Source organism: Undibacterium sp. TC4M20W, from assembly GCF_049340245.1.
GTDB lineage: Bacteria > Pseudomonadota > Gammaproteobacteria > Burkholderiales > Burkholderiaceae_D > Undibacterium.
On the sequence record NZ_JBMPPI010000001.1, the window covers coordinates 446,748 to 464,927 of the forward strand.

The 18,180-nt window shown below is 51.2% G+C and carries 17 protein-coding genes; 12 read left to right on the forward strand and 5 right to left on the reverse strand.

The window, feature by feature from the left end:
• Positions 1–67 precede the first annotated feature (67 nt).
• The gene (locus ACO0LL_RS02120; RefSeq protein WP_422949236.1) at positions 68–682 is read right to left on the reverse strand and encodes an OmpW/AlkL family protein; all 615 of its coding nucleotides are present in this window, start codon (positions 680–682) and stop codon (positions 68–70) included.
• A 237-nt stretch (positions 683–919) separates the two neighbouring features.
• Between ACO0LL_RS02120 and ettA the strand changes: the two genes are divergently transcribed.
• Together ettA and ACO0LL_RS02130 are read left to right on the forward strand one after the other, a co-directional pair.
• Positions 920–2,587, forward strand: coding sequence for an energy-dependent translational throttle protein EttA (gene ettA / locus ACO0LL_RS02125; RefSeq protein WP_422949237.1), 1,668 nt, complete (start codon positions 920–922; stop codon positions 2,585–2,587).
• A 207-nt stretch (positions 2,588–2,794) separates the two neighbouring features.
• Positions 2,795–3,202: a flagellar basal body-associated FliL family protein gene (locus ACO0LL_RS02130; RefSeq protein ID WP_422949238.1), complete on the forward strand. Its 408-nt coding sequence runs from the start codon at positions 2,795–2,797 to the stop codon at positions 3,200–3,202.
• A 14-nt stretch (positions 3,203–3,216) separates the two neighbouring features.
• On the opposite strand, the gene deoD is transcribed toward ACO0LL_RS02130, so the two are convergent.
• A complete protein-coding gene (deoD, locus tag ACO0LL_RS02135) occupies positions 3,217–3,930 on the reverse strand; it encodes a purine-nucleoside phosphorylase (RefSeq protein ID WP_422949239.1) in 714 nt (237 codons plus the stop codon).
• 188 nt (positions 3,931–4,118) lie between these two features.
• Between deoD and ACO0LL_RS02140 the strand changes: the two genes are divergently transcribed.
• The 3 genes from ACO0LL_RS02140 (at position 4,119) to ACO0LL_RS02150 (ending at position 7,789) form a co-directional block, all read left to right on the forward strand.
• Positions 4,119–4,715 (forward strand): IMPACT family protein, encoded by a 597-nt coding sequence (locus ACO0LL_RS02140; RefSeq protein ID WP_422949240.1) that lies wholly within the window; start codon positions 4,119–4,121, stop codon positions 4,713–4,715.
• A gap of 246 nt (positions 4,716–4,961) precedes the next feature.
• A complete protein-coding gene (locus ACO0LL_RS02145) occupies positions 4,962–7,184 on the forward strand; it encodes a protein kinase domain-containing protein (protein ID WP_422949241.1) in 2,223 nt (740 codons plus the stop codon).
• Between the two features lie 137 nt (positions 7,185–7,321).
• A complete protein-coding gene (locus tag ACO0LL_RS02150) occupies positions 7,322–7,789 on the forward strand; it encodes a hypothetical protein (RefSeq protein WP_422949242.1) in 468 nt (155 codons plus the stop codon).
• A 7-nt stretch (positions 7,790–7,796) separates the two neighbouring features.
• On the opposite strand, the gene ACO0LL_RS02155 is transcribed toward ACO0LL_RS02150, so the two are convergent.
• Positions 7,797–9,317 (reverse strand): sigma-54-dependent transcriptional regulator, encoded by a 1,521-nt coding sequence (locus tag ACO0LL_RS02155; protein ID WP_422949243.1) that lies wholly within the window; start codon positions 9,315–9,317, stop codon positions 7,797–7,799.
• A 188-nt stretch (positions 9,318–9,505) separates the two neighbouring features.
• Here ACO0LL_RS02155 and ACO0LL_RS02160 point away from each other — a divergent pair, with 188 nt between their 5' ends.
• The 3 genes from ACO0LL_RS02160 to ACO0LL_RS02170 all read left to right on the forward strand — a co-directional run bounded on the left by ACO0LL_RS02160 (position 9,506) and on the right by ACO0LL_RS02170 (position 11,520).
• On the forward strand, positions 9,506–10,093 hold the full coding sequence (locus ACO0LL_RS02160; protein ID WP_422949244.1) for a hypothetical protein: 588 nt from the start codon (positions 9,506–9,508) through the stop codon (positions 10,091–10,093).
• 43 nt (positions 10,094–10,136) lie between these two features.
• The gene (locus tag ACO0LL_RS02165; RefSeq protein ID WP_422949245.1) at positions 10,137–10,430 is read left to right on the forward strand and encodes a hypothetical protein; all 294 of its coding nucleotides are present in this window, start codon (positions 10,137–10,139) and stop codon (positions 10,428–10,430) included.
• A 70-nt stretch (positions 10,431–10,500) separates the two neighbouring features.
• Positions 10,501–11,520 (forward strand): hypothetical protein, encoded by a 1,020-nt coding sequence (locus tag ACO0LL_RS02170; protein ID WP_422949246.1) that lies wholly within the window; start codon positions 10,501–10,503, stop codon positions 11,518–11,520.
• Here the strand turns inward: ACO0LL_RS02170 and ltaE are convergent.
• On the reverse strand, positions 11,513–12,559 hold the full coding sequence (gene ltaE / locus ACO0LL_RS02175) for a low-specificity L-threonine aldolase (RefSeq protein ID WP_422949247.1): 1,047 nt from the start codon (positions 12,557–12,559) through the stop codon (positions 11,513–11,515). The genes ACO0LL_RS02170 and ltaE overlap by 8 nt on opposite strands.
• 136 nt (positions 12,560–12,695) lie before the next feature.
• Between ltaE and ACO0LL_RS02180 the strand changes: the two genes are divergently transcribed.
• Positions 12,696–13,397: a transglutaminase-like cysteine peptidase gene (locus tag ACO0LL_RS02180; protein ID WP_422949248.1), complete on the forward strand. Its 702-nt coding sequence runs from the start codon at positions 12,696–12,698 to the stop codon at positions 13,395–13,397.
• Between the two features lie 34 nt (positions 13,398–13,431).
• Here the strand turns inward: ACO0LL_RS02180 and ACO0LL_RS02185 are convergent, their stop codons facing one another.
• Positions 13,432–15,390: a bifunctional diguanylate cyclase/phosphodiesterase gene (locus ACO0LL_RS02185; protein ID WP_422949249.1), complete on the reverse strand. Its 1,959-nt coding sequence runs from the start codon at positions 15,388–15,390 to the stop codon at positions 13,432–13,434.
• A gap of 202 nt (positions 15,391–15,592) precedes the next feature.
• Here ACO0LL_RS02185 and ACO0LL_RS02190 point away from each other — a divergent pair, with 202 nt between their 5' ends.
• The 3 genes from ACO0LL_RS02190 (at position 15,593) to ACO0LL_RS02200 (ending at position 18,094) form a co-directional block, all read left to right on the forward strand.
• Positions 15,593–15,892 (forward strand): DUF2288 domain-containing protein, encoded by a 300-nt coding sequence (locus ACO0LL_RS02190; protein WP_422949250.1) that lies wholly within the window; start codon positions 15,593–15,595, stop codon positions 15,890–15,892.
• A gap of 89 nt (positions 15,893–15,981) precedes the next feature.
• Positions 15,982–16,620, forward strand: coding sequence for a hypothetical protein (locus ACO0LL_RS02195; RefSeq protein ID WP_422949251.1), 639 nt, complete (start codon positions 15,982–15,984; stop codon positions 16,618–16,620).
• 193 nt (positions 16,621–16,813) lie between these two features.
• A complete protein-coding gene (locus ACO0LL_RS02200) occupies positions 16,814–18,094 on the forward strand; it encodes a tetratricopeptide repeat protein (RefSeq protein ID WP_422949252.1) in 1,281 nt (426 codons plus the stop codon).
• Positions 18,095–18,180: the final 86 nt, after the last annotated feature.

Here is an 18,180-nt window from a genome sequence, read left to right on the forward strand (position 1 = left end):
ATCTTTTGCCCAAATGAAAATCCCCTTCATGGAAGGGGATCACATCATTACCGGCAATTATTCTGGCTTAGAAACGGTAACCTACGCCGACACCTAACAACCAGGGATCAACTTTTACTGCACTGACTTTGGCACCGCTGATCGTCACATCACTGCGTATCTGCACTTTTTTGATATCCAGATTCAAAGACCAGTTTTTGTCGAGTTTGAAATCGACACCAGCCTGTATGGCCAGACCGAAGCTGTTGCTGTCCAGACCGCCCGCGCCTTTGAGCAGGTTCACATCAGAGATGCGGGTGTAATTAACACCTGCACCAACATAAGGGCTGATTTTTGAACCAGGTGCAAAATGATATTGCGCTGTCAAAATTGGTGGCAAATGTTTGAAGGTACCGATGATGGCACCATCAAGCATGACATCATGTTTTTGCGGATAAGTCAGTATCAATTCAGCCGCCCAGTTTGGTGTGAAAAAATAAGTGATATCGACTTCAGGGATTTCTTTACTGCTGACTGTGATACGGTCTGCGGCGCCTACGCCACCCACAGGGTCAGAACTATTGGCAGGGTCGATATTGACGACACGGGCACGCACTTGCCATGGACTTTGTTCCTCGGCCATTGCCTGACTGGCGGTAAAACCGATAGCGACGAGGGAGAGAGCAATTACTAATTTTTTCATTTTTATTTCCTTTTCTTGACAGTCAACAGGGATGAATAAAGTGTAAATCCACACTGACTACAGGGACTTGAGCTAGCTCAAGTTTTGTTGCGGAGCACAAAAATGAGAATAAGGCCTGGGGCTGTCTGGCTCTCTCACTTGCAAAGCAGCCTGACTTATATTGGATGAAATATTCCGTCCTGCGCCTGCTTGAGGTATCCTTGCAGGCATTCTTATTCCCATGAAAATTCAAGAAAAATGGCCAATTACGTCTATACCATGAATCGCGTCGGCAAAATCGTCCCGCCGAAACGCCAGATTCTGAAAGATATTTCCCTCTCCTTTTTCCCTGGCGCCAAGATAGGTGTGCTGGGTCTGAATGGTTCAGGCAAGTCTTCCCTGCTCAAAATCATGGCAGGCATAGACAAGGACATACAGGGCGAAGCAGTACCCATGCCCAACCTGAACATTGGCTACCTGCCACAAGAACCGCAACTGGACCCGGAACAAACCGTGCGCCAGGCGGTTGAATCTGCGCTGGGCGAAGTGTTTGAAGCCAAGGCCAAGCTCGAAGAAGTGTATGCCGCCTATGCCGAAGAAGATGCTGACTTTGATGCACTGGCCAATGAACAGGCACGTCTGGAAGCGATTATTTCTACATCTGCAGGCGACAATGTAGAACTGCAACTGGAAATGGCTGCCGATGCGCTGCGCCTGCCACCATGGGATGCCAAGATAGGCGTCTTGTCCGGTGGTGAAAAACGCCGTGTCGCCCTGTGCAAATTGTTGCTGTCCAAGCCAGACATGCTCTTGCTTGATGAACCGACCAACCATCTGGATGCTGAATCCGTCGATTGGCTGGAACAGTTCCTGCTGCGCTTCCCTGGCACCGTCGTGGCGATTACCCATGACCGCTACTTCCTTGACAATGCGGCTGAATGGATTTTGGAACTGGATCGTGGTCATGGTATTCCATGGAAAGGCAATTACTCTTCCTGGCTGGATCAAAAGCAAGCCCGCCTGAAGCAGGAAGAAGCGACAGAATCTGCGCGCCAGAAAGCGCTGCAAAAAGAATTGGAATGGTCGCGTCAGAATCCGAAAGCGCGTCAGGCCAAGAGCAAGGCGCGTCTGGCCCGCTTTAATGAGATGAGCGAACACGAATACCAGAAGCGCAATGAAACCCAGGAGATTTTCATCCCTGTGGCCGAGCGCCTGGGTAATGAAGTCATCGAATTCAAGAACGTCAGCAAAGCCTTTGGTGACCGTCTGCTGATTGATAACCTGAGCTTCAAGATTCCTCCTGGAGCTATCGTCGGCATCATCGGCCCTAACGGTGCCGGTAAATCGACCTTGTTCAAGATGATCAAGGGTCTGGAAACACCGGACAGTGGCGAAGTAGTACTGGGCCAGACAGCAAAAATCTCACTGGTAGATCAATCGCGTGAAGACCTTGGCAATACCAAGACCGTGTTTGAAGACGTGGCAAACGGCGCCGACATTCTGACCGTAGGCCGTTTTGAAATGCCATCCCGCGCTTATCTGGGCCGCTTCAACTTCAAGGGCGGTGACCAGCAAAAGATCGTTGGCAACCTGTCTGGTGGTGAGCGTGGCCGCCTGCATCTGGCCAAAACCCTGCTGCAAGGCGGCAATGTCTTGCTCCTGGATGAACCGTCAAATGATCTGGACGTGGAAACCCTGCGTGCGCTGGAAGATGCCTTGCTGGAATTTGCCGGTAGCGTCATGGTGATTTCGCATGACCGCTGGTTCCTCGACCGTATCGCCACCCACATCCTGGCGTTTGAAGGCAACTCTCAAGTCAGCTTCTTTGATGGTAACTATCAGGAATATGAAGCCGACAAGAAAAAACGTCTGGGTGAAGAAGGTGCAAAACCAAAACGCATCCGTTACAAGCCTTTGAGCGTATAAACTATCAGACGGCCAAGGCCGACCAACACCCGGTATGTAATTTGCATAAGCCTGTTTGTTATTCAGACAGGCTTATTGCAAATAAAACTACTGTAACTATCTACCTGGCGGCTTCAAGTTGTTTAACAGTATGTTTTATTGCATTGCGGTAAGCTATTGAAAAATAGTGATTTTTCCTGAGCAAACATTTGCAAAAGATAAGCCATCATGCTGAAAAAACATTTATACCCATTCCTGCTTTGCCTCGTACTCAGCCTGTCTTCTGGCATGGCTTTGGCCAATTCTGGCGGCAGTGCCAGCGCTTCTGGTGGCGGCTCCACTGCCAAACTGGAGGCATTTGTGGTTAACCTCTCCACTACCGAGCGCTACCTGCAACTTAGCATGGCCTTGCAAATCGCCAATGCAGAAGTCAACGACAAGATCAAATTATTCATGCCCAAGGTCAGGCATACTCTGATCCTGCTGCTTAGTAGCAAGGACGGCGAACAATTGCAAAGCCTGGAAGGCAAGCACCAGTTGATGGAAGAAATCAAGAATGGTGTCAATAAAACCCTGGATCTCAAAGAACACGATGGCGTGACTGACGTATTTTTTGAAAACTTCGTCATCCAGTAGGGCTTGCAAGTTCATCAATCGCAGGCACAACAGCTTTCGAGCGCAATTTCCACCATGTCGCTGTAACTGTTTTGCCTTTGCTCTGGGGTCATGCCAGCACCGCTGCGCAAATGATCTCCCACCGTCAACAAACCCAGGGCCTGCACGCCATGTTCGGCGGCTACTGAATACAGACCTGCCAGCTCCATCTCCACCGCCAGTATCTTCATTTTTTCCATGATGTCAAAAAGCTGCGGCTGCACGCTGTAAAACAGATCAGCAGAAAATACATTGCCCACCTTGACAGGCTTTTGCAGGCAATGCGCAGTCTGCATTACCTTGGCCAGCAAACCATAATCAGCAAGCGCTGCAAAATCATGCTCCATGAAGCGCATGCGGTTGACCTTGCTGTCGGTACTGGCGCCCATGGCGACGATGACATCACCGAGTTGCATGTCTGTCCGCAACGCACCACATGATCCCAGTCGTATGAGTTTCCTGACGTCATAGTGGCGTATCAGCTCAGTCGCATAAATACTGATCGAGGGTATGCCCATGCCATGTGCGAGCACAGAAATTTTCCTGTCGCGGTACCAGCCGGTATAGCCCAGCATATTGCGCGCTGTATTGACCAGCAAGGCATCGCTAAGCCAGTGGTCAGCAATCATCTTGGCGTGCAGAGGGTCGCCAGACATCAGGACAATGTCAGCAAAGTCACCAGGGATAGCGTTTAAATGGGGAGTAGACATGCAGCTGCTCCGGTATGAAATACCCAAAGCTGAAAGATAAAGCGCATGTGGACAAAGCTGCTTGATGTATATCAGACATCCCGAGTATTTCAGGTTAACGAAAGAACGGTTTATGCAGTTTATCCAGTTTATGTATACCCAAGTCCGATTAGCCGCCAAAATAGCGGTTTTCCCCCATCCAGCACCCCATGTACCAGCTCGCCGCCCCTGCTTTTGCCGAGATTGAAATCAAGAAAAGCCGTTTTCTGGGGCAGTTGTACCCACTCAACAGTCGCGCAGAAGCACGCCAGCAACTGGCACAGATACGGGCACAACACCCGGACGCCGTGCATGTCTGCTGGGCACTGATCTGTACGGGTGATTCTGGACTCGATGATGACGGCGAGCCATCGGGCACCGCCGCCAAGCCCATGTATAACGTACTGGTACACAAGGACGTCACCAATGTGCTGGCCGTAGTCGTGCGCTACTGGGGTGGCATCAAGCTCGGTGCAGGCGGCCTGACCCGTGCCTATGGCCAGGCCATCTCCGACGCCTTCAAGCTCGCAGAATTGACCGAAGTTGAATACATGCTTGAATGGGACATCGTCTGCGCCTATGCCGACGAATCCCATGTACGCCGCCTGTGCGATAAATTCACCGCCAGCGTCACCGGGCTGGCCTATACCGAATCAGCCACCATCAGCATCAGCCTTAAACAAAAACTCGCTGCCAGCTTTGAAGCTGAATTGATAGAAATGCTCAAAGGGCAAGTCAGCATCATCAAGCCAGAACAAACAATTTAATTTCCACCCCACCGTTCCCGCCCCGTAGAGACTGTGCAAGCGGGATTTTTACATGTAAATTACTATCAATTAACATGTCATTTACATATAAAATAGATTGGCTTGTCACTGTGAGTACACAGTTTTGTAATAAAGTTCGCTATATTATTGCCGTTACATCTTGTTACGACTAGCAACTATCTTGCATGGATAGATAGCTGCACATCGAACAATTGCGGCAAAAAATAATAACCATGCAAGAAACCCATGCAAAATACCAATCTGGCTAGCAACGACAATACTGGAGTAGAGGAAGTAAGCGTCAGCCTCAGACACTACGAATTCAAAAAACGTCTGGGTGAAGGCGGCTTTGGGCAAGTCCATGAAGCCTGGGACAGCAAACTCTGCCGCCCTGTCGCCATCAAACAACTCAAAGCAACAGAAGGTGTAGGAAGCGCAATCCAGACCAGTAGCCTGCTCAAGGAAGCCCGCCTGGCTGCGTCGCTGAAGCACCCTGCCTTCGTAAAGATTTTTGCCATTGAAGATGAGGACAATAGCCATTCCATCGTCATGGAACTGGTGCCCGGCCTGACCCTCAAGCAATTGCTGCAACAAAATCCGCAGCAGCCGCTGCCAGAACAGCAAGCCATCAACATCATCAGCCAGGTCGCTGAAGCCATGCAAGAGGCCCACGCCAGCGGCCTCATCCATGGCGACCTGAAACCGTCGAACCTCATGGTCGAACCCGACGGCAAAGTCCGCATACTCGACTTTGGCCTCGCATCAAAAACCGATGCACAAGCCACCACATCCATGAGCCAGCTCGACCCCCAAGGCACGATAGCCTACATGGCCCCGGAACGCATGATGGGCAACCCGGCCAGCGCCCAGAGCGACATCTACGCCCTCGGCGTCATTCTCTACGAAACCCTGACCGGCCAGCGCCCCTTCGCCAACGCCAGCGGCCTGGCCCTGGCCGCCGCCCTGATGCAATCGAATTCTGACACTTGGGAATTCCCACGAGGATGCAAACCAGAGTTGATCAAGCTGGTGCTGGGAATGACGGCGCGGCAGACGGACAAACGTTTGGGTAGCATGCAGCAGGTGTATGAGCAATTGCGTGGGCTGGTGAGTGGGCCGGTGCTTGTGGCCGCAGGAGGTGCTGGGAATGTAAGCAGCATTCCGGACAAAGGATGGAAGGCGCTGAGTGCGCCGAAACGCTTTGCTATCGTCAGTGCCATCGTTGTCGCTCTGGGGTATGGGGCTTGGCAGGCTGTGCCTTATCTTGAAATGGACAAGATGTCTTTAAAGCCGTTTTCGGAAGCTTTGACAATGAAGCAGGGGCTAGAAGCACTAAAACAGTTTGACAGACCTGGTAGTCTTGATGCAGCGGAAGCAAACTTCGAAGCGATTTTGAAACGTAACCCCATGCATGCCGCTGCAGTTGCGGGCCTATCGATTATTTACACATATAGGTATGACAGTGATAAGCAGGATGAAGTGTTACTGCAAAAAGCTGGAGCCAGCGCACAACAAGCTTTGAAGCTCAATGATAAGTTAGCTCTCAGTCACATTGCGATTGCTCGTGTGCAGGCTCAATCAGGTAAAAAAGAACTAGCTTTAAATACTTATGAAAAAGCATTAACGCTTGATCCCGACAATATTTTTGCCATTTACGGAAGAGTTAATGTCCTAAGAAAAATGAAACGATTTGACGAGGCAAAAAAATATGCTTCATCAGGACTTGATAAATTCCCACATGAAAGGCTGTTCGCTGAAGAATTAGGCATTGCCAATTATGAGCAAGGCAAATACACAGAGGCAGAGCATTTTTTTAGATTGAGTATAAAAATACAGCCTGACTCTGTCATTCCGTATGCGAATCTTAGTAATGTTTTAGTTAAGCAAAACCGTGATGTTGAGGCGATGGAGATTCTTCAGCAAGGACTATTAATCCGGCCAAGTGCGTATCTATATTCAAATTTAGGCCTCGCATTATTCAAAAATGGTAAATATGTCGAAGCAGCAGAAGCATTTGAGGCAGCTATATCCCCCGATAAAGGTAATCCAGAAATATATTGGGCATGGGCTAACTTAGGAGATACTTTACGTTGGATCCCCGGAAAAGAAAGTGAAGCAAAAAAAACATACGAAAAGGCCCGTGATTTACTTGCACCACGTGTACAAGCTAGTCCAAATGATATTTCTCTAGCCTCTCGCTTTAGTCTCTATTCAGCTCGAATTGGTGACAAAGAAAAATCAACAGAATATATGCAACGTGCTCTCAAGCTTGGTCCCAAAGATTCAAATGTACATTTTCGTGCAGGTATGACTTATGAGCTTTTTGGTCAAAGAGATGCAGCAATTGAGGAAATAGGCAAAGCAATAGAGTATGGTTATTCGATAAAATCATTAGAATCCGAGCCCGACCTAATCAGTTTAAGACGAGATCCTAGATACACAAAAATAATAAATAACCAGTCAAAATAACCTGGAACAGATTTTGCTGACGTGTTTACGAAGTAAAATTTTCTTTAATCTATTGTGCTCGATTATGGAAATGGCCTGCATGTATATCATGGGTAAGCATGCTTATTTGTTTTGTTCAATCATTTGAAAGTTTGAATATGAGTGATCCAGTCCCACCAGTAAATTACATCTTTACAACGCTCTTTAATCAAGGTGACCCGCAAAGTCGTGCCACTGTTTCAGCCATAGGAAAATTCACTCCAGAGCCACCAAGAAGTCAAATCAACAATAAACGCATCCTTAAAGTTGGAGATACCGTAACGTTCAATTTCCAAGGAAAGCCGAGCGATCCAAATAATACGGTAACTGTTACGGCTAGCGCCTTCATTGCAATTTGCAAGGGCATATTAAGTGATGGCAAAGAAGCTCCCGTCGGTACAGCAAAAACTTTATGTCCCGTAGATGGCGTAACAATTGCCATATCTGACGACAGTCTTGGTTTTTGGGGTTTTACCATTTCATTTACCGCGGACTTTATAGATCCTTCTGGCAATGTCGTAAGCTCAGAGTTTTTCTACCTGCCCGATCCTGAGGTTGATGTAACTGCAGGAGGCGGTGGTGGATAATGTGAGTTTACAACTTACCCATCACCTTCAAATACCGCCTCAACGCCTCGCTAGGCGTTTTCAATAAAGCAGCACAAGCCTCTACATCGCCAGCACTGGTTTCCAGTGACTGGCGAATTTCTTCTGTGGGTATCTGCTCAGCCCGGCGTATCTGGCTGTGGTTGTCGAGCAGCTTGTACATCGACGGGCGTGAGACGCCGAGTTCTTGTGCTGCTCCCTGTATATACCAGTCGTTGTTTTCCATCGCGCGCAGGACGTCTTCATCGCTGAGTTCGGCCAATTTTTTGCGGGGTGTCGCTGGCTGCAGGATTTTGCTGTCTGTGCTTATGCTGGCCTGTGCCACGCTGGATTGCGCCTGGTGGGTGGTTTTGACGAGGCTGGCGAGTTGTGGCACCTCACCGAGTTGCAGGGCCAGCAGAGCGCGGCGCAGGACGTGGGACAACTGGCGGATATTGCCTGGCCAGTCGTAATTGGCAAATTCGCTGACCAGTGCCACCGGCAGGCTGGTGCCTATGTCATTTTGCAGTTTGCTATTGCTGAGCAGGTGCAGTAGCAAGACACCTATGTCTTCACGGCGGGCGCGTAGCGGTGGCAGGTGGATGATGAAGCTTTCGAGACGGCGTAGCAAGGCCTGGTTGAAACCTTCGCTATATAAATCCTGGTCGGTCGCGGCAATCAGGCGGGCGCTGGACTTTTGATCTTGTTGGGCACCTAGCGGGCGGTAGTCGCCGCTCTCAAGCACGCGCAAGAGCATGGGTTGTATGCTGCCCGGGGTGTTGCCTATCTCATCGAGGAAGAGGGTTGCGCCTTCTGCCTCGGCAAACAGGCCTTTGCGGGCGTTTTGTGCGCCTGTGTAGGCGCCTTTGACGGCACCGAACAAATCGGCAGCGGCCAGGGCTTCATTCAAGGCTGCCATGTTGACACTGACCAGTTCTGCACTGGCTCGCTTGCCATAGGCATGGATGGCGCGGGCGGCGATTTCTTTGCCGGTGCCGGTTTCACCGAGTAACAAGACGGGCAGCTCCGTGCCGGCGACCTGGCGTATCTGGTCGCGGGCGACGATGGCGGCGCTACCTACGCCTATGAAACCCAGCGCAGGATTATGCTTGGGCAGGCAGCGCATCCAGTGCAGGCAAATCACAATGGCGCGGCCCAGGCCGAGGATGACGCCTGCTTCTATCTGCTCACGGCTGAGTGCCACGGGTGCGCTGATCTCTGCTCCATTGACCTCAACCACCATGCGGCTGGCAGGTGGTGTGATGAGGACGTTGTCACCGGCATCGCGGCTGATACGCACAGGGTCACGCGAGATGCCGCCATAGCCTAGCGGCAGGCCGTCTTTACCGGGATGGCGGAATAGCGGCAGGAAACGGTTGATCTCGACCTGGCCGTCAGGGTTGCTGGCCATGAACTGTTCACCTATGCGCTGGCTGTCCGGGTGCCAGATGATAGTCAGACCCAGCAGGGCAGACGCATTGTCGGCCAGTTTAGCCAGGGGTGAGGTCAGGGTGTAGTCGGTATCGGTCATTGTGTTTGCAGCGAAGCTCTTACTTGAATGTAAGCGACAGTGTAAAGCGCCAATGTAAATTTGTATGCTTTACATGTCAATTGGGTCTGAAAAACAGGCTTCTCCCTAGGGAAGGCATGCTGGCACGGCGTTTGCAAACAGGCATGCATTGCGCAAGTGAACGTACTTGCCCCCTGAAGGAGATCGCCATGCCCACGACTGAAATCTTGTTAGTTGCTCTTAATCTGCTGTTATTCATGCTGCTCAGCAAAATGGCCCTGAAGGCCAGGCTGGCGCGCAATATTGCCATGCGCTTGCTGACAGACGATGTTTATTACAATGAAACCCGCGGTGTACTGATACAAAAAAATGTAGAACGCGCCAGGCTTAGCTGGGGCTGGTCCAGCATAGGGACGGTGACACAGCTACCAGTGACCCGCCCACAAGACCCGCATGCCGCCTGGTCGGCAGCTGTGCACACTTCTACCCACTTGCGTTTGCGCCCTTTGCCAGAACCGGCACCCTCAGTGCTGGAAGTGCCATATGCATTGTGGGCCACGACCTGGGCATCAAAAGATACACCCTGGTCCACCACGGTCAGCCTGAAACCAGAAAAGAAAAACGACACCGTGGCCGAAGCACAGTCAGCAGTCCCGGCCACACCAATCACACCAATCACACCAATCACACCAGCCACACCCATCACACCGGCCCGCAAATCTGCTGTCAAGCCGGGCAGGACCGCGCAAGACATGCTGGACCTGGGGATGATGCAGCACGCCCTGTTTTGCAAATAATCCGGAGCAACCAGCCATGCCTATATTCTTCCAGGAGTCACGTATGAAGCCCGCACAGCAATTCGTGAATGCAGAGATGTTATTGAAACTTGATCCTGTTGCAGACTTTGCGCTTTTCCAGGATTGCCTGCCACCGATGCTGAGGTTGCAAGCAAATCTGTTTGGCGAACATACGCCTAGCGAGGCTGAGGAGGAGGCTGCTGTAGAGAGTTTCCGCAATCTTTTTTCTGGTGCCAGAACCGGCTTTGACAGACGCAAACTGGACAAGCCAGCACCATTGGCAGCAGGGATGAAAACGCATTATCACCGCCGCAAGAGTGATGGCAATGCAAGTTGATGGCACGAGTGCTTTGAGGTGAAGCACGATAAAAAAATAATGCAGGCATCTGACAAAATCAGGATAAAAAATGATGACAGAAAAAAAATTACTCGCCTCTGATGACATTGATCCTCTGGTTATTTTTGCGCCAGAAGAGCCCGGCCTGCAATGGCAGCGTATCAGCGGCATGGCGGTGCTTGATGAAGCCAGCCAGGAGCTGGAAGTTTGCCGCATGTCTTGCATGACGCTGGCAGAAGCCAAGGCATTTGCGGCAACAGATGACCGCATCAGTTTTTTCTTTTACGTCAAACATTACGCCATCATGTATCACCATTATGTTTTGCATGCGGGCGATGTAATCTTCTTTTCCGGGACACCTGTATTGCATGCAGAGCCAGGAGCCGACTGCTTTGAAAAACCGGCAGCGCCGGACAGCAAACTGAGCATTACCGCAGCCCCTGGCAATAACTGGGTTTCAGTACAAGCGCAGTTGCAAGTCCCTTTTCTGAGCAGTGAACAGGCACATGCCTATCTGTGGCCCTGCCTGCGGCCTGGTCAGGATAATAATGTTGAAAACATGGATGGTGGCTTGCAGGCAGTGCTCAGCTACAGCCCGGCCAGCTCCGCATCTGGCCCTGGTGACCATGCGGGATGGTGGGTGTGTGGTCAGTATGTGCATGCAGGCGGCCAACAAAAAACTGCGCAAACCTGCTTTGGTGGGCCCAGCATGCCAGTCAAACCTGGCGATATCCTGAGCTGCCGCATTGTGTATGATGCGGCTAGCCGTAGCTGGCTGCAAACCATCACCAATACCGAGAATAATAATAGTGTCTCTTTCCCGGTATCGGTAAAACAGAAACCGGGACAGGCACACGACAGAAACACGGTCAGCTTTAGCCTGGAAAATCTCTCTCAGGCAAGGCACCGTCACTTGCACCAGTGCCTGAGCCTGTTCAATGTCATCATCAAGACCAAATACCCGCAAAGCAATCTGGGGCAGGGTTTGAATAACCTGCCCTATGTGGATCACGCCAGGCTATGTGAAAACCAGAACAGCCTGCATATCAGCCGCATCATCCTGTACAGCCCCATGCAGGATGTCAGATAGACGATACGCTGGGATGCTTGCTGAAGTAAGCCTGAAATACAGACAGCACTTTATCGATTTCGACAGCCGAGACATCGAGATGGGTGACCATACGCATATGCGGGGTCACCCTGGCGAGGATGCTATTCTTGTGCAAAAGTTCTGCCAGCCCGGCACAGGCAGCTGCGGGCAGGTCGGCATAGACGATATTGGTTTGTGGCGTCTGCACTTGCAAGGCGTTGATCTGGCGCAAGCCATTCGCCAGGCGTTCTGCATTGGCATGGTCTTCTGCCAGGCGCGGGATATGATGTTCCAGCGCATACAAACCGGCAGCCGCGAGCATACCGGCCTGACGCATGCCACCACCCAGCATCTTGCGCCAGCGTTTGGCCTGATTGATCAAGTCATGACTGCCACACAGTACAGAACCTATTGGTGCACCCACGCCCTTGGACAAACAGACCGAGACACTGTCAAAACCCTGTACCGCCTGCCTGGGGCTGATGCCCAGCTTGACGATGGCATTGCATATGCGTGCGCCATCCAGATGGGTGGCCAGGCCGCGCTCATGGGCGAGGCTGGTGGCAGCTTGTATGTAGTCAGGTGGCAGTACCTTGCCGCCTATGGTGTTTTCCAGCGCCAGCAAACGGCTGCGGGCAAAGTGGAAGTCGTCAGGCTTGATGGCATTGGCGATATCGTCCAGGGCTATGCTGCCATCTGCCTGGTTAGTCAGGGGCTGTGGTTGTATGCTGCCCAATACGGCGGCACCACCACCCTCATATTTATAGGTGTGCGCCTCCTGCCCGACGATGTATTCATCACCACGGGCGCAATGCGCGAGCAGGGCCAGCAAATTGCTTTGTGTGCCGGATGGCGCGAACAGGGCAGCTTCATAGCCAAACAGGTCGGCGGCATATGCCTGCAGGCGATTGACTGTGGGGTCGTCCCCATACACATCATCACCGAGTTCGGCGGTATGCATGAGTTCACGCATGGCAGGAGTAGGTCGGGTGACGGTGTCACTGCGTAAATCTATCCAGTTTTGCTGGCTTTCTGACATGGTTTTTCCTTGAGGAGGGAGATGACCTATTCTAACAATTTTCATCTGACAATTTTTAAAGCCACAAATCCGGGTATTGCGGCACTAGAAACAGCTACACTGTTGCTCTTGTCCATGCTTACCAGATCAACCACCCATGCGCAGTAAGGATGCGAAAATCGCTGCCAGCCTGTTTTTGCTGCTGGGCCTCATGAGCCCGGCAGTGGTATCTGGTTTGGTGGATTTTTCGCAAGGTCTGATTGAGCATGTGCACAAACGCTTTGGTGCTGAAGGGCCACGTCGGCTGACGCAAATGCAAATTGCCGTCAACAAGATCAAAGCCACTGCGGGCAAGGACTTTGCCAAAAATGCAGCACGCTCTGCCGACGGGCTTTATGAAATGCCGGTCTTGCGGCAGGTGAATGATTTTTATAACCGCGTCCCCTACTTCAGTGATCAGGAACACTGGGGCGTCAATGATTATTGGGCTACCCCGGTAGAATTTATCGCATCCTGGGGTGGTGATTGTGAAGACTATGCGATTGCTAAGTACATGACGCTGAAAGACCTGGGCATACCGGCAGAGCGTCTGCGCATTACCTATGTCAGGGCGACCCGCATAGGTGAGACGCACATGGTGCTGGCCTACTATCCAACGCCTGCCGCCGAACCCTGGATACTCGACAATCTCGTCGATGAAATACAGCCGGGCTCAGCCCGCAGTGACCTGGTGCCTGTGTATAGCTTTAATGACGAAGATCTGTGGCTGGCCAGCGGCAATACCCGCAAGGGTGGCGCATCAACTGTGCGCCTGTGGAAGGAGTTGATAGAGAAGATGGAAAAAGAAAAACGCATGTGAGCAGTTTTTAGTAAGCCCTGACGAAACCCTTCGCTTATCCTGCCTCGGCCACCACTATCTTTTCTGGGGCGCCAAAATAAAAGCCCTGCCCACATTCGACCTGATCTGCGATCAGTAATTGCAGCGATGCTTCACTTTCCACATTCTGGGCTATCAGGGGTATGCCCAGGGATTGCGCGAATTTGACGATGGCGCGCAAGTGGGCATGGCTGTTGTCATTCGTGGCAACTTCCTGCACCAGGCCGCCATCAAGCTTGATATAGTCTGGCGGTACTTCGCGGATAAAGTTCAGGGCATGCGGGTCGAGACCAAAATGATCAACACCAAAACGCACACCTAATTCGCGCAAGACACTGACAAATTTCCTGGTCACGGCATGGTCTCTGGCGCAGGCAAATTCACTGATCTCAACTGACAGCAAAGCCGCCAGCTCTGGCGAGTATTTCAGGCGCGCCTGCAACCATTCACAGAACTCTTTGCTCTCCATCGATTGCAGCGACACATTGATGGCGATATTTTTATAGGTGCCGCGATTTTTTTGCAGCATTTCCATGACCAGGGTAACTACCGCCTGATCTATTTCAGGCATGAGCTGGTGACGCAAGGCCATGGGTAAAAACTGGTTAGCCGGAACCAGATTGCCCTGGGTATCAAGCAAACGCGAAAAAACTTCATGATGGACAAGCTGGCGCAATTGCAGGCGCATAACGGGTTGGGCAAACAAGACCCAGCGGTGGTCTGCGAGGGCATCGTGAATCAGCGTACGCCAGCCATGCGAACCGGCAATCACGGCTTCGCTGTCTTCCATAGGGGTCAGGCTGATCTGGCCATTGCCAGCCTGGCGCATGACTTCTATCGCCAGGTCAGCCCGGGAGAAAATGTCACCACGCGTTTGCGCAGGGCCAAATACCAGGGCGCCGGCAGCCAGGCTGACCTGGCGCGAGGCACGCAGCAATACCTGGTTAAGGCGGTATTGCAATGCATCTACCAGCAACTGCATGGTCTTTTGATCGATATCGATACAAACCGCTGCGATAGAGGCACCGCCTATGCGACCGAGGATATTGCTATATTTGCTGAACACTTCTGCAACCACCGTCGCCACATCGGCCAGCAGGATATCGCCTTGCTGATAACCGTGCTGGTGGTTGTATTCTTTGAGGCCATCGAACTCAAGCACAAAGATGACGGCAGTTTCAAAGCGCCCTTCTTCTGACAGCAAGTGATTGAAGCGCAAGTCAAAACCATGACGGTTTTCGAGACCACTGACTTTGTCGATAAAAGCTTCGCGCCTGAAATTTTCTGCCCTGGCGATTTCTTCATCGAGCAGACTGGAAATACGTTCTGTCATGTGGTTCATGGCGACCACTACACGCTGCAACTCGCGGGTTTGTGGCACGACTTCAATACGGCGAAAATTCTTGGCCTGTATGGCAATCGCAACTTCTTCGATTTTTTCCAGCGGCCCCAGGATAATCCTCAGCAAGACCACGGTCAGGCCCCAGACCACCAGATACATGGCAAACATCCACAAAGCCATTTCCCGCATCGAGCGCCACAGGTAGTCGTAAGCATAGGCCGGGTGGCTGACCACGACAACCTTGCCCAATTGACGCCAGCCAGAAGAAATGAAGGCCTCGCCCGGCGGAGTCTGCAAGTCAAACAGGGCAGGTAGCCATGCAGGCACATTGTCTTTGCCGGCTCCCAGCTCCATGTGCAGCAAGACTTTGCCTGCAGGATCAAGAACCACGATTTTTTTATAATAACCACGGTCAAACAGGGTGGATATCTGGATATTCGCCAGCGTCTGGTCATTTTTTGCCAGTGCTTCTTCGAGAGGACGTGACAAGGCAGTGGCCGCATCCTGGGCATGCGAGGCCAGCTGCTGCTGCAAATAATCCCGCATCGTCAGGACTGACAGGATTTGCAATCCAAGAAACACGGCAAAAAAGATGATGGATATGGCAAGAAGGAGTTGGCGTCTCAGCGTCATAAAGTCTCTTTGAGTGTATTCATTCCCTGGAACTCATTTCTGTCTGCAATTTTCTATCTGTTGATAAGTCATGCTCATGGCGACTTTAACAAGAAAATAGCCCTTGCCACTTATTTCTTCCGCTTTATTTCAGGATTTGCATAGAATTATGGATGTGGTCTCGCGTTTGCCGCCCCAGTTCAATATATTTTAATTAAATTTCATGTCCAATACCGATATTTTACGTAGCAAGATCAATCTCGAAACTGCAGCTTACCCCTGGAGTGAACTATTACGTCATTTTGCCAGTGGCACGGTGCTGGTTGTCCAGCCAGGTCTGGACCTGGTCGAAGTTGCCATGCATATGGCAGAAGACCATGCAGCTGTGATCTCTGCCCTGCTTGAGCATGGCCAGATAGGCAAGGTCAGCGATGAGCAGGCCCAGGCATGGCTGGAGCGGGATGCCCAGCACTGGACCGTGGTCGTCAAGCCCTGGATACTGGTGCAGGAAAGGCAAAAATGACACTGCCGGTGGGATTGCGCGTCGGCATGAACTTTTAACAAGCAGGGGCTGTCTGAGTCGAGATACCGTAACGGCAGTTTGGGAAAGGCATGATGCAATTTTCTCTGGCAACTACACATTCAACAGCAAATCATGGGATCAGCAAACCTGGTTTTCCGGCAATGACCGTCTTGCTGGTCGTTCTTGCCCACCTGCTTTTCTGGCAACTACTGCGTCATCAACACGCCACTACAAGGGCGGGTGAGAACCATCCCTTGATGCAGTATCTGCAATTATTGACGATAGCCCCCAAGCCTGTCACCCCAAAGGCAAGCCAGCCTGTGGAGCAGCCTGCCAAACCTGAAAAGCCAGCCAGGAAGGAAACCAACAGGCCCCTTACTGCCAGCAAACCCGCAAGATCATTGGTGCAACCTGACCAAACAGCAGCAGAAATAGTACCGGACACCGTCAGCCATCCCTCATCTCAGACAAGCATCAGCCCCGAAAGCCCGATTGGCCTGGGCCTGAACCTGGAGTCTGTGCGCAAGTCAGCCATGGCCATGAAGCCCACAGAAATTGAACAGATACAGGCCAGCCACAGGCGCGGCGACAGTCTGGAAAAGCGGCTAGGCGAAGGCACCAGACGGGCAGAAAAGAAAGAATGCCTGAAGGCATATTCGGGCATAGGCATACTGGCTGTCATCCCGCTGGCAGTGAGCGCCGTTGTGGACACAGGCTGCAAATGGTAATGCTGGCAAGAGCTCGGCTATAATGCCGGATTCCGTACTGTGAAACGGGCTTGCATGGAACGGCCAGGGCATAAGCAGCGATGAAGGCCGGTACTACGCCTGTTGTCATTTGTATTATTGATGTGTTTTGATTGATTGTTGCGTGGTGTTTTTGCATTATTGCAATAATTTTCATTTTTTATCTGGATCATTCATGAAAAAAACTTCTTACCTGTTCGCCGCCATGATGCTGGCAGCACTTGGTTCTGGCTTCTCTCCCGTGACTGTGAATGCCGTTCAGGCACAAGAAGCGGCTGATCCTGCGAAACAGCAGACAGTACGCCAGGAAATGGCCAAGCCACTTAATGAAATCCAGGACTTGCTGACCGCCAAGCAATATCCTCAGGCATTGGAAAAAATTAATGCCATGGATGCCTCTCTGGAAAAGAAAACGCCTTTCGAGCTGTTTACCATTAACCGTTTGCGCGCCGTGGTTGCATCCAGTATCAATGACTCTGCGCTGATGGCAAGCTCCTTCGAATATATGATTTCGACTGATTTTCTGAAAGATCCAGAAAAACAGCGTTTGATGGAAGCCATGGCAAGTACTCTGTTTGGTGAAAAGAAATATGCTGATTCCAGGGTATGGGGTAATCGCTTCCTGGTGAAAGCACCAGGCAATGAAGTCATGATCTATCTGATCGCCCGTTCCTATTATCTGGAAAACGACTTTGCCAATGTCGTCAAAGTCTTGAATACCCAAATAGCATTCGATGAAAACGCCAAACGCAATACCAGTTCTGACAACCTCAAGTTGCTGGCTCTTGCTTACCAACAGCTCAAGGAATGGGATAACTATGCCGTTGCGCTGGAACGCCTGGTTGCGCTGTACCCAACACCAGAATTCTGGACAGACCTGATTTACCGCGTTATGAAAAAACCTGGTTTTTCTGACCGCTTGCTGCTCGACTACTATCGTCTCCAATTCCTGAACGGCAAATTAGAAGATGCCACGGATTTTGTTGATATGGCAGAGTTGGCCTTGCTGGCAGGTTTGCCAGCAGAAGCCAAAACCGCGATTGAAGCAGGCTACGCAGCCAACGTGCTGGGCACCGGCAAGGAAGCGACCAAGCACAAGCAATTGCGCGACCGCGTCAACAAGCAAGCCGCTGACGATATCAAGAGCCTCGATGCTGGTGAAGCCGCTGCCAAAAATGCCAAGACCGGTATCGGCATGGTCAATATTGGTTACAACTACGTCATTAACGGCCAGTACGACAAAGGCCTGGGATTGATGGAACAAGGTATCGCCAAAGGTGGCTTGAAGTCTCCAGATGAAGCAAAACTGCATCTGGGTATGGCTTACCTGAGAGCAGGCAAACGCGACAAGGCTGTTGAAACACTGAAGTCGGTACAAGGCCGTGATGGCTCTGCTGACTTTGCACGTTTGTGGCTGCTGGTACCTGCCAATAAATTTGCTCCTGAAGCAAAATAAGCTGACGGATATCTTCTCAGATTACAAACCGTTTTAAGAAATACGCCACCTGCGGGTGGCGTATTTTTTTACCCGTGCTTGTGCAG

Excerpts from the sequence above, each read along its gene's own strand:
- ACO0LL_RS02120 (WP_422949236.1), bottom strand. The coding sequence starts at position 682 with ATGAAAAAATTAGTAATTGCTCTCTCCCTCGTCGCTATCGGTTTTACC.
- ettA (WP_422949237.1), top strand. The coding sequence starts at position 920 with ATGGCCAATTACGTCTATACCATGAATCGCGTCGGCAAAATCGTCCCG.
- ACO0LL_RS02130 (WP_422949238.1), top strand. The coding sequence starts at position 2,795 with ATGCTGAAAAAACATTTATACCCATTCCTGCTTTGCCTCGTACTCAGC.
- deoD (WP_422949239.1), bottom strand. The coding sequence starts at position 3,930 with ATGTCTACTCCCCATTTAAACGCTATCCCTGGTGACTTTGCTGACATT.
- ACO0LL_RS02140 (WP_422949240.1), top strand. The coding sequence starts at position 4,119 with ATGTACCAGCTCGCCGCCCCTGCTTTTGCCGAGATTGAAATCAAGAAA.
- ACO0LL_RS02145 (WP_422949241.1), top strand. The coding sequence starts at position 4,962 with ATGCAAAATACCAATCTGGCTAGCAACGACAATACTGGAGTAGAGGAA.
- ACO0LL_RS02150 (WP_422949242.1), top strand. The coding sequence starts at position 7,322 with ATGAGTGATCCAGTCCCACCAGTAAATTACATCTTTACAACGCTCTTT.
- ACO0LL_RS02155 (WP_422949243.1), bottom strand. The coding sequence starts at position 9,317 with ATGACCGATACCGACTACACCCTGACCTCACCCCTGGCTAAACTGGCC.
- ACO0LL_RS02160 (WP_422949244.1), top strand. The coding sequence starts at position 9,506 with ATGCCCACGACTGAAATCTTGTTAGTTGCTCTTAATCTGCTGTTATTC.
- ACO0LL_RS02165 (WP_422949245.1), top strand. The coding sequence starts at position 10,137 with ATGAAGCCCGCACAGCAATTCGTGAATGCAGAGATGTTATTGAAACTT.
- ACO0LL_RS02170 (WP_422949246.1), top strand. The coding sequence starts at position 10,501 with ATGATGACAGAAAAAAAATTACTCGCCTCTGATGACATTGATCCTCTG.
- ltaE (WP_422949247.1), bottom strand. The coding sequence starts at position 12,559 with ATGTCAGAAAGCCAGCAAAACTGGATAGATTTACGCAGTGACACCGTC.
- ACO0LL_RS02180 (WP_422949248.1), top strand. The coding sequence starts at position 12,696 with ATGCGCAGTAAGGATGCGAAAATCGCTGCCAGCCTGTTTTTGCTGCTG.
- ACO0LL_RS02185 (WP_422949249.1), bottom strand. The coding sequence starts at position 15,390 with ATGACGCTGAGACGCCAACTCCTTCTTGCCATATCCATCATCTTTTTT.
- ACO0LL_RS02190 (WP_422949250.1), top strand. The coding sequence starts at position 15,593 with ATGTCCAATACCGATATTTTACGTAGCAAGATCAATCTCGAAACTGCA.
- ACO0LL_RS02195 (WP_422949251.1), top strand. The coding sequence starts at position 15,982 with ATGATGCAATTTTCTCTGGCAACTACACATTCAACAGCAAATCATGGG.
- ACO0LL_RS02200 (WP_422949252.1), top strand. The coding sequence starts at position 16,814 with ATGAAAAAAACTTCTTACCTGTTCGCCGCCATGATGCTGGCAGCACTT.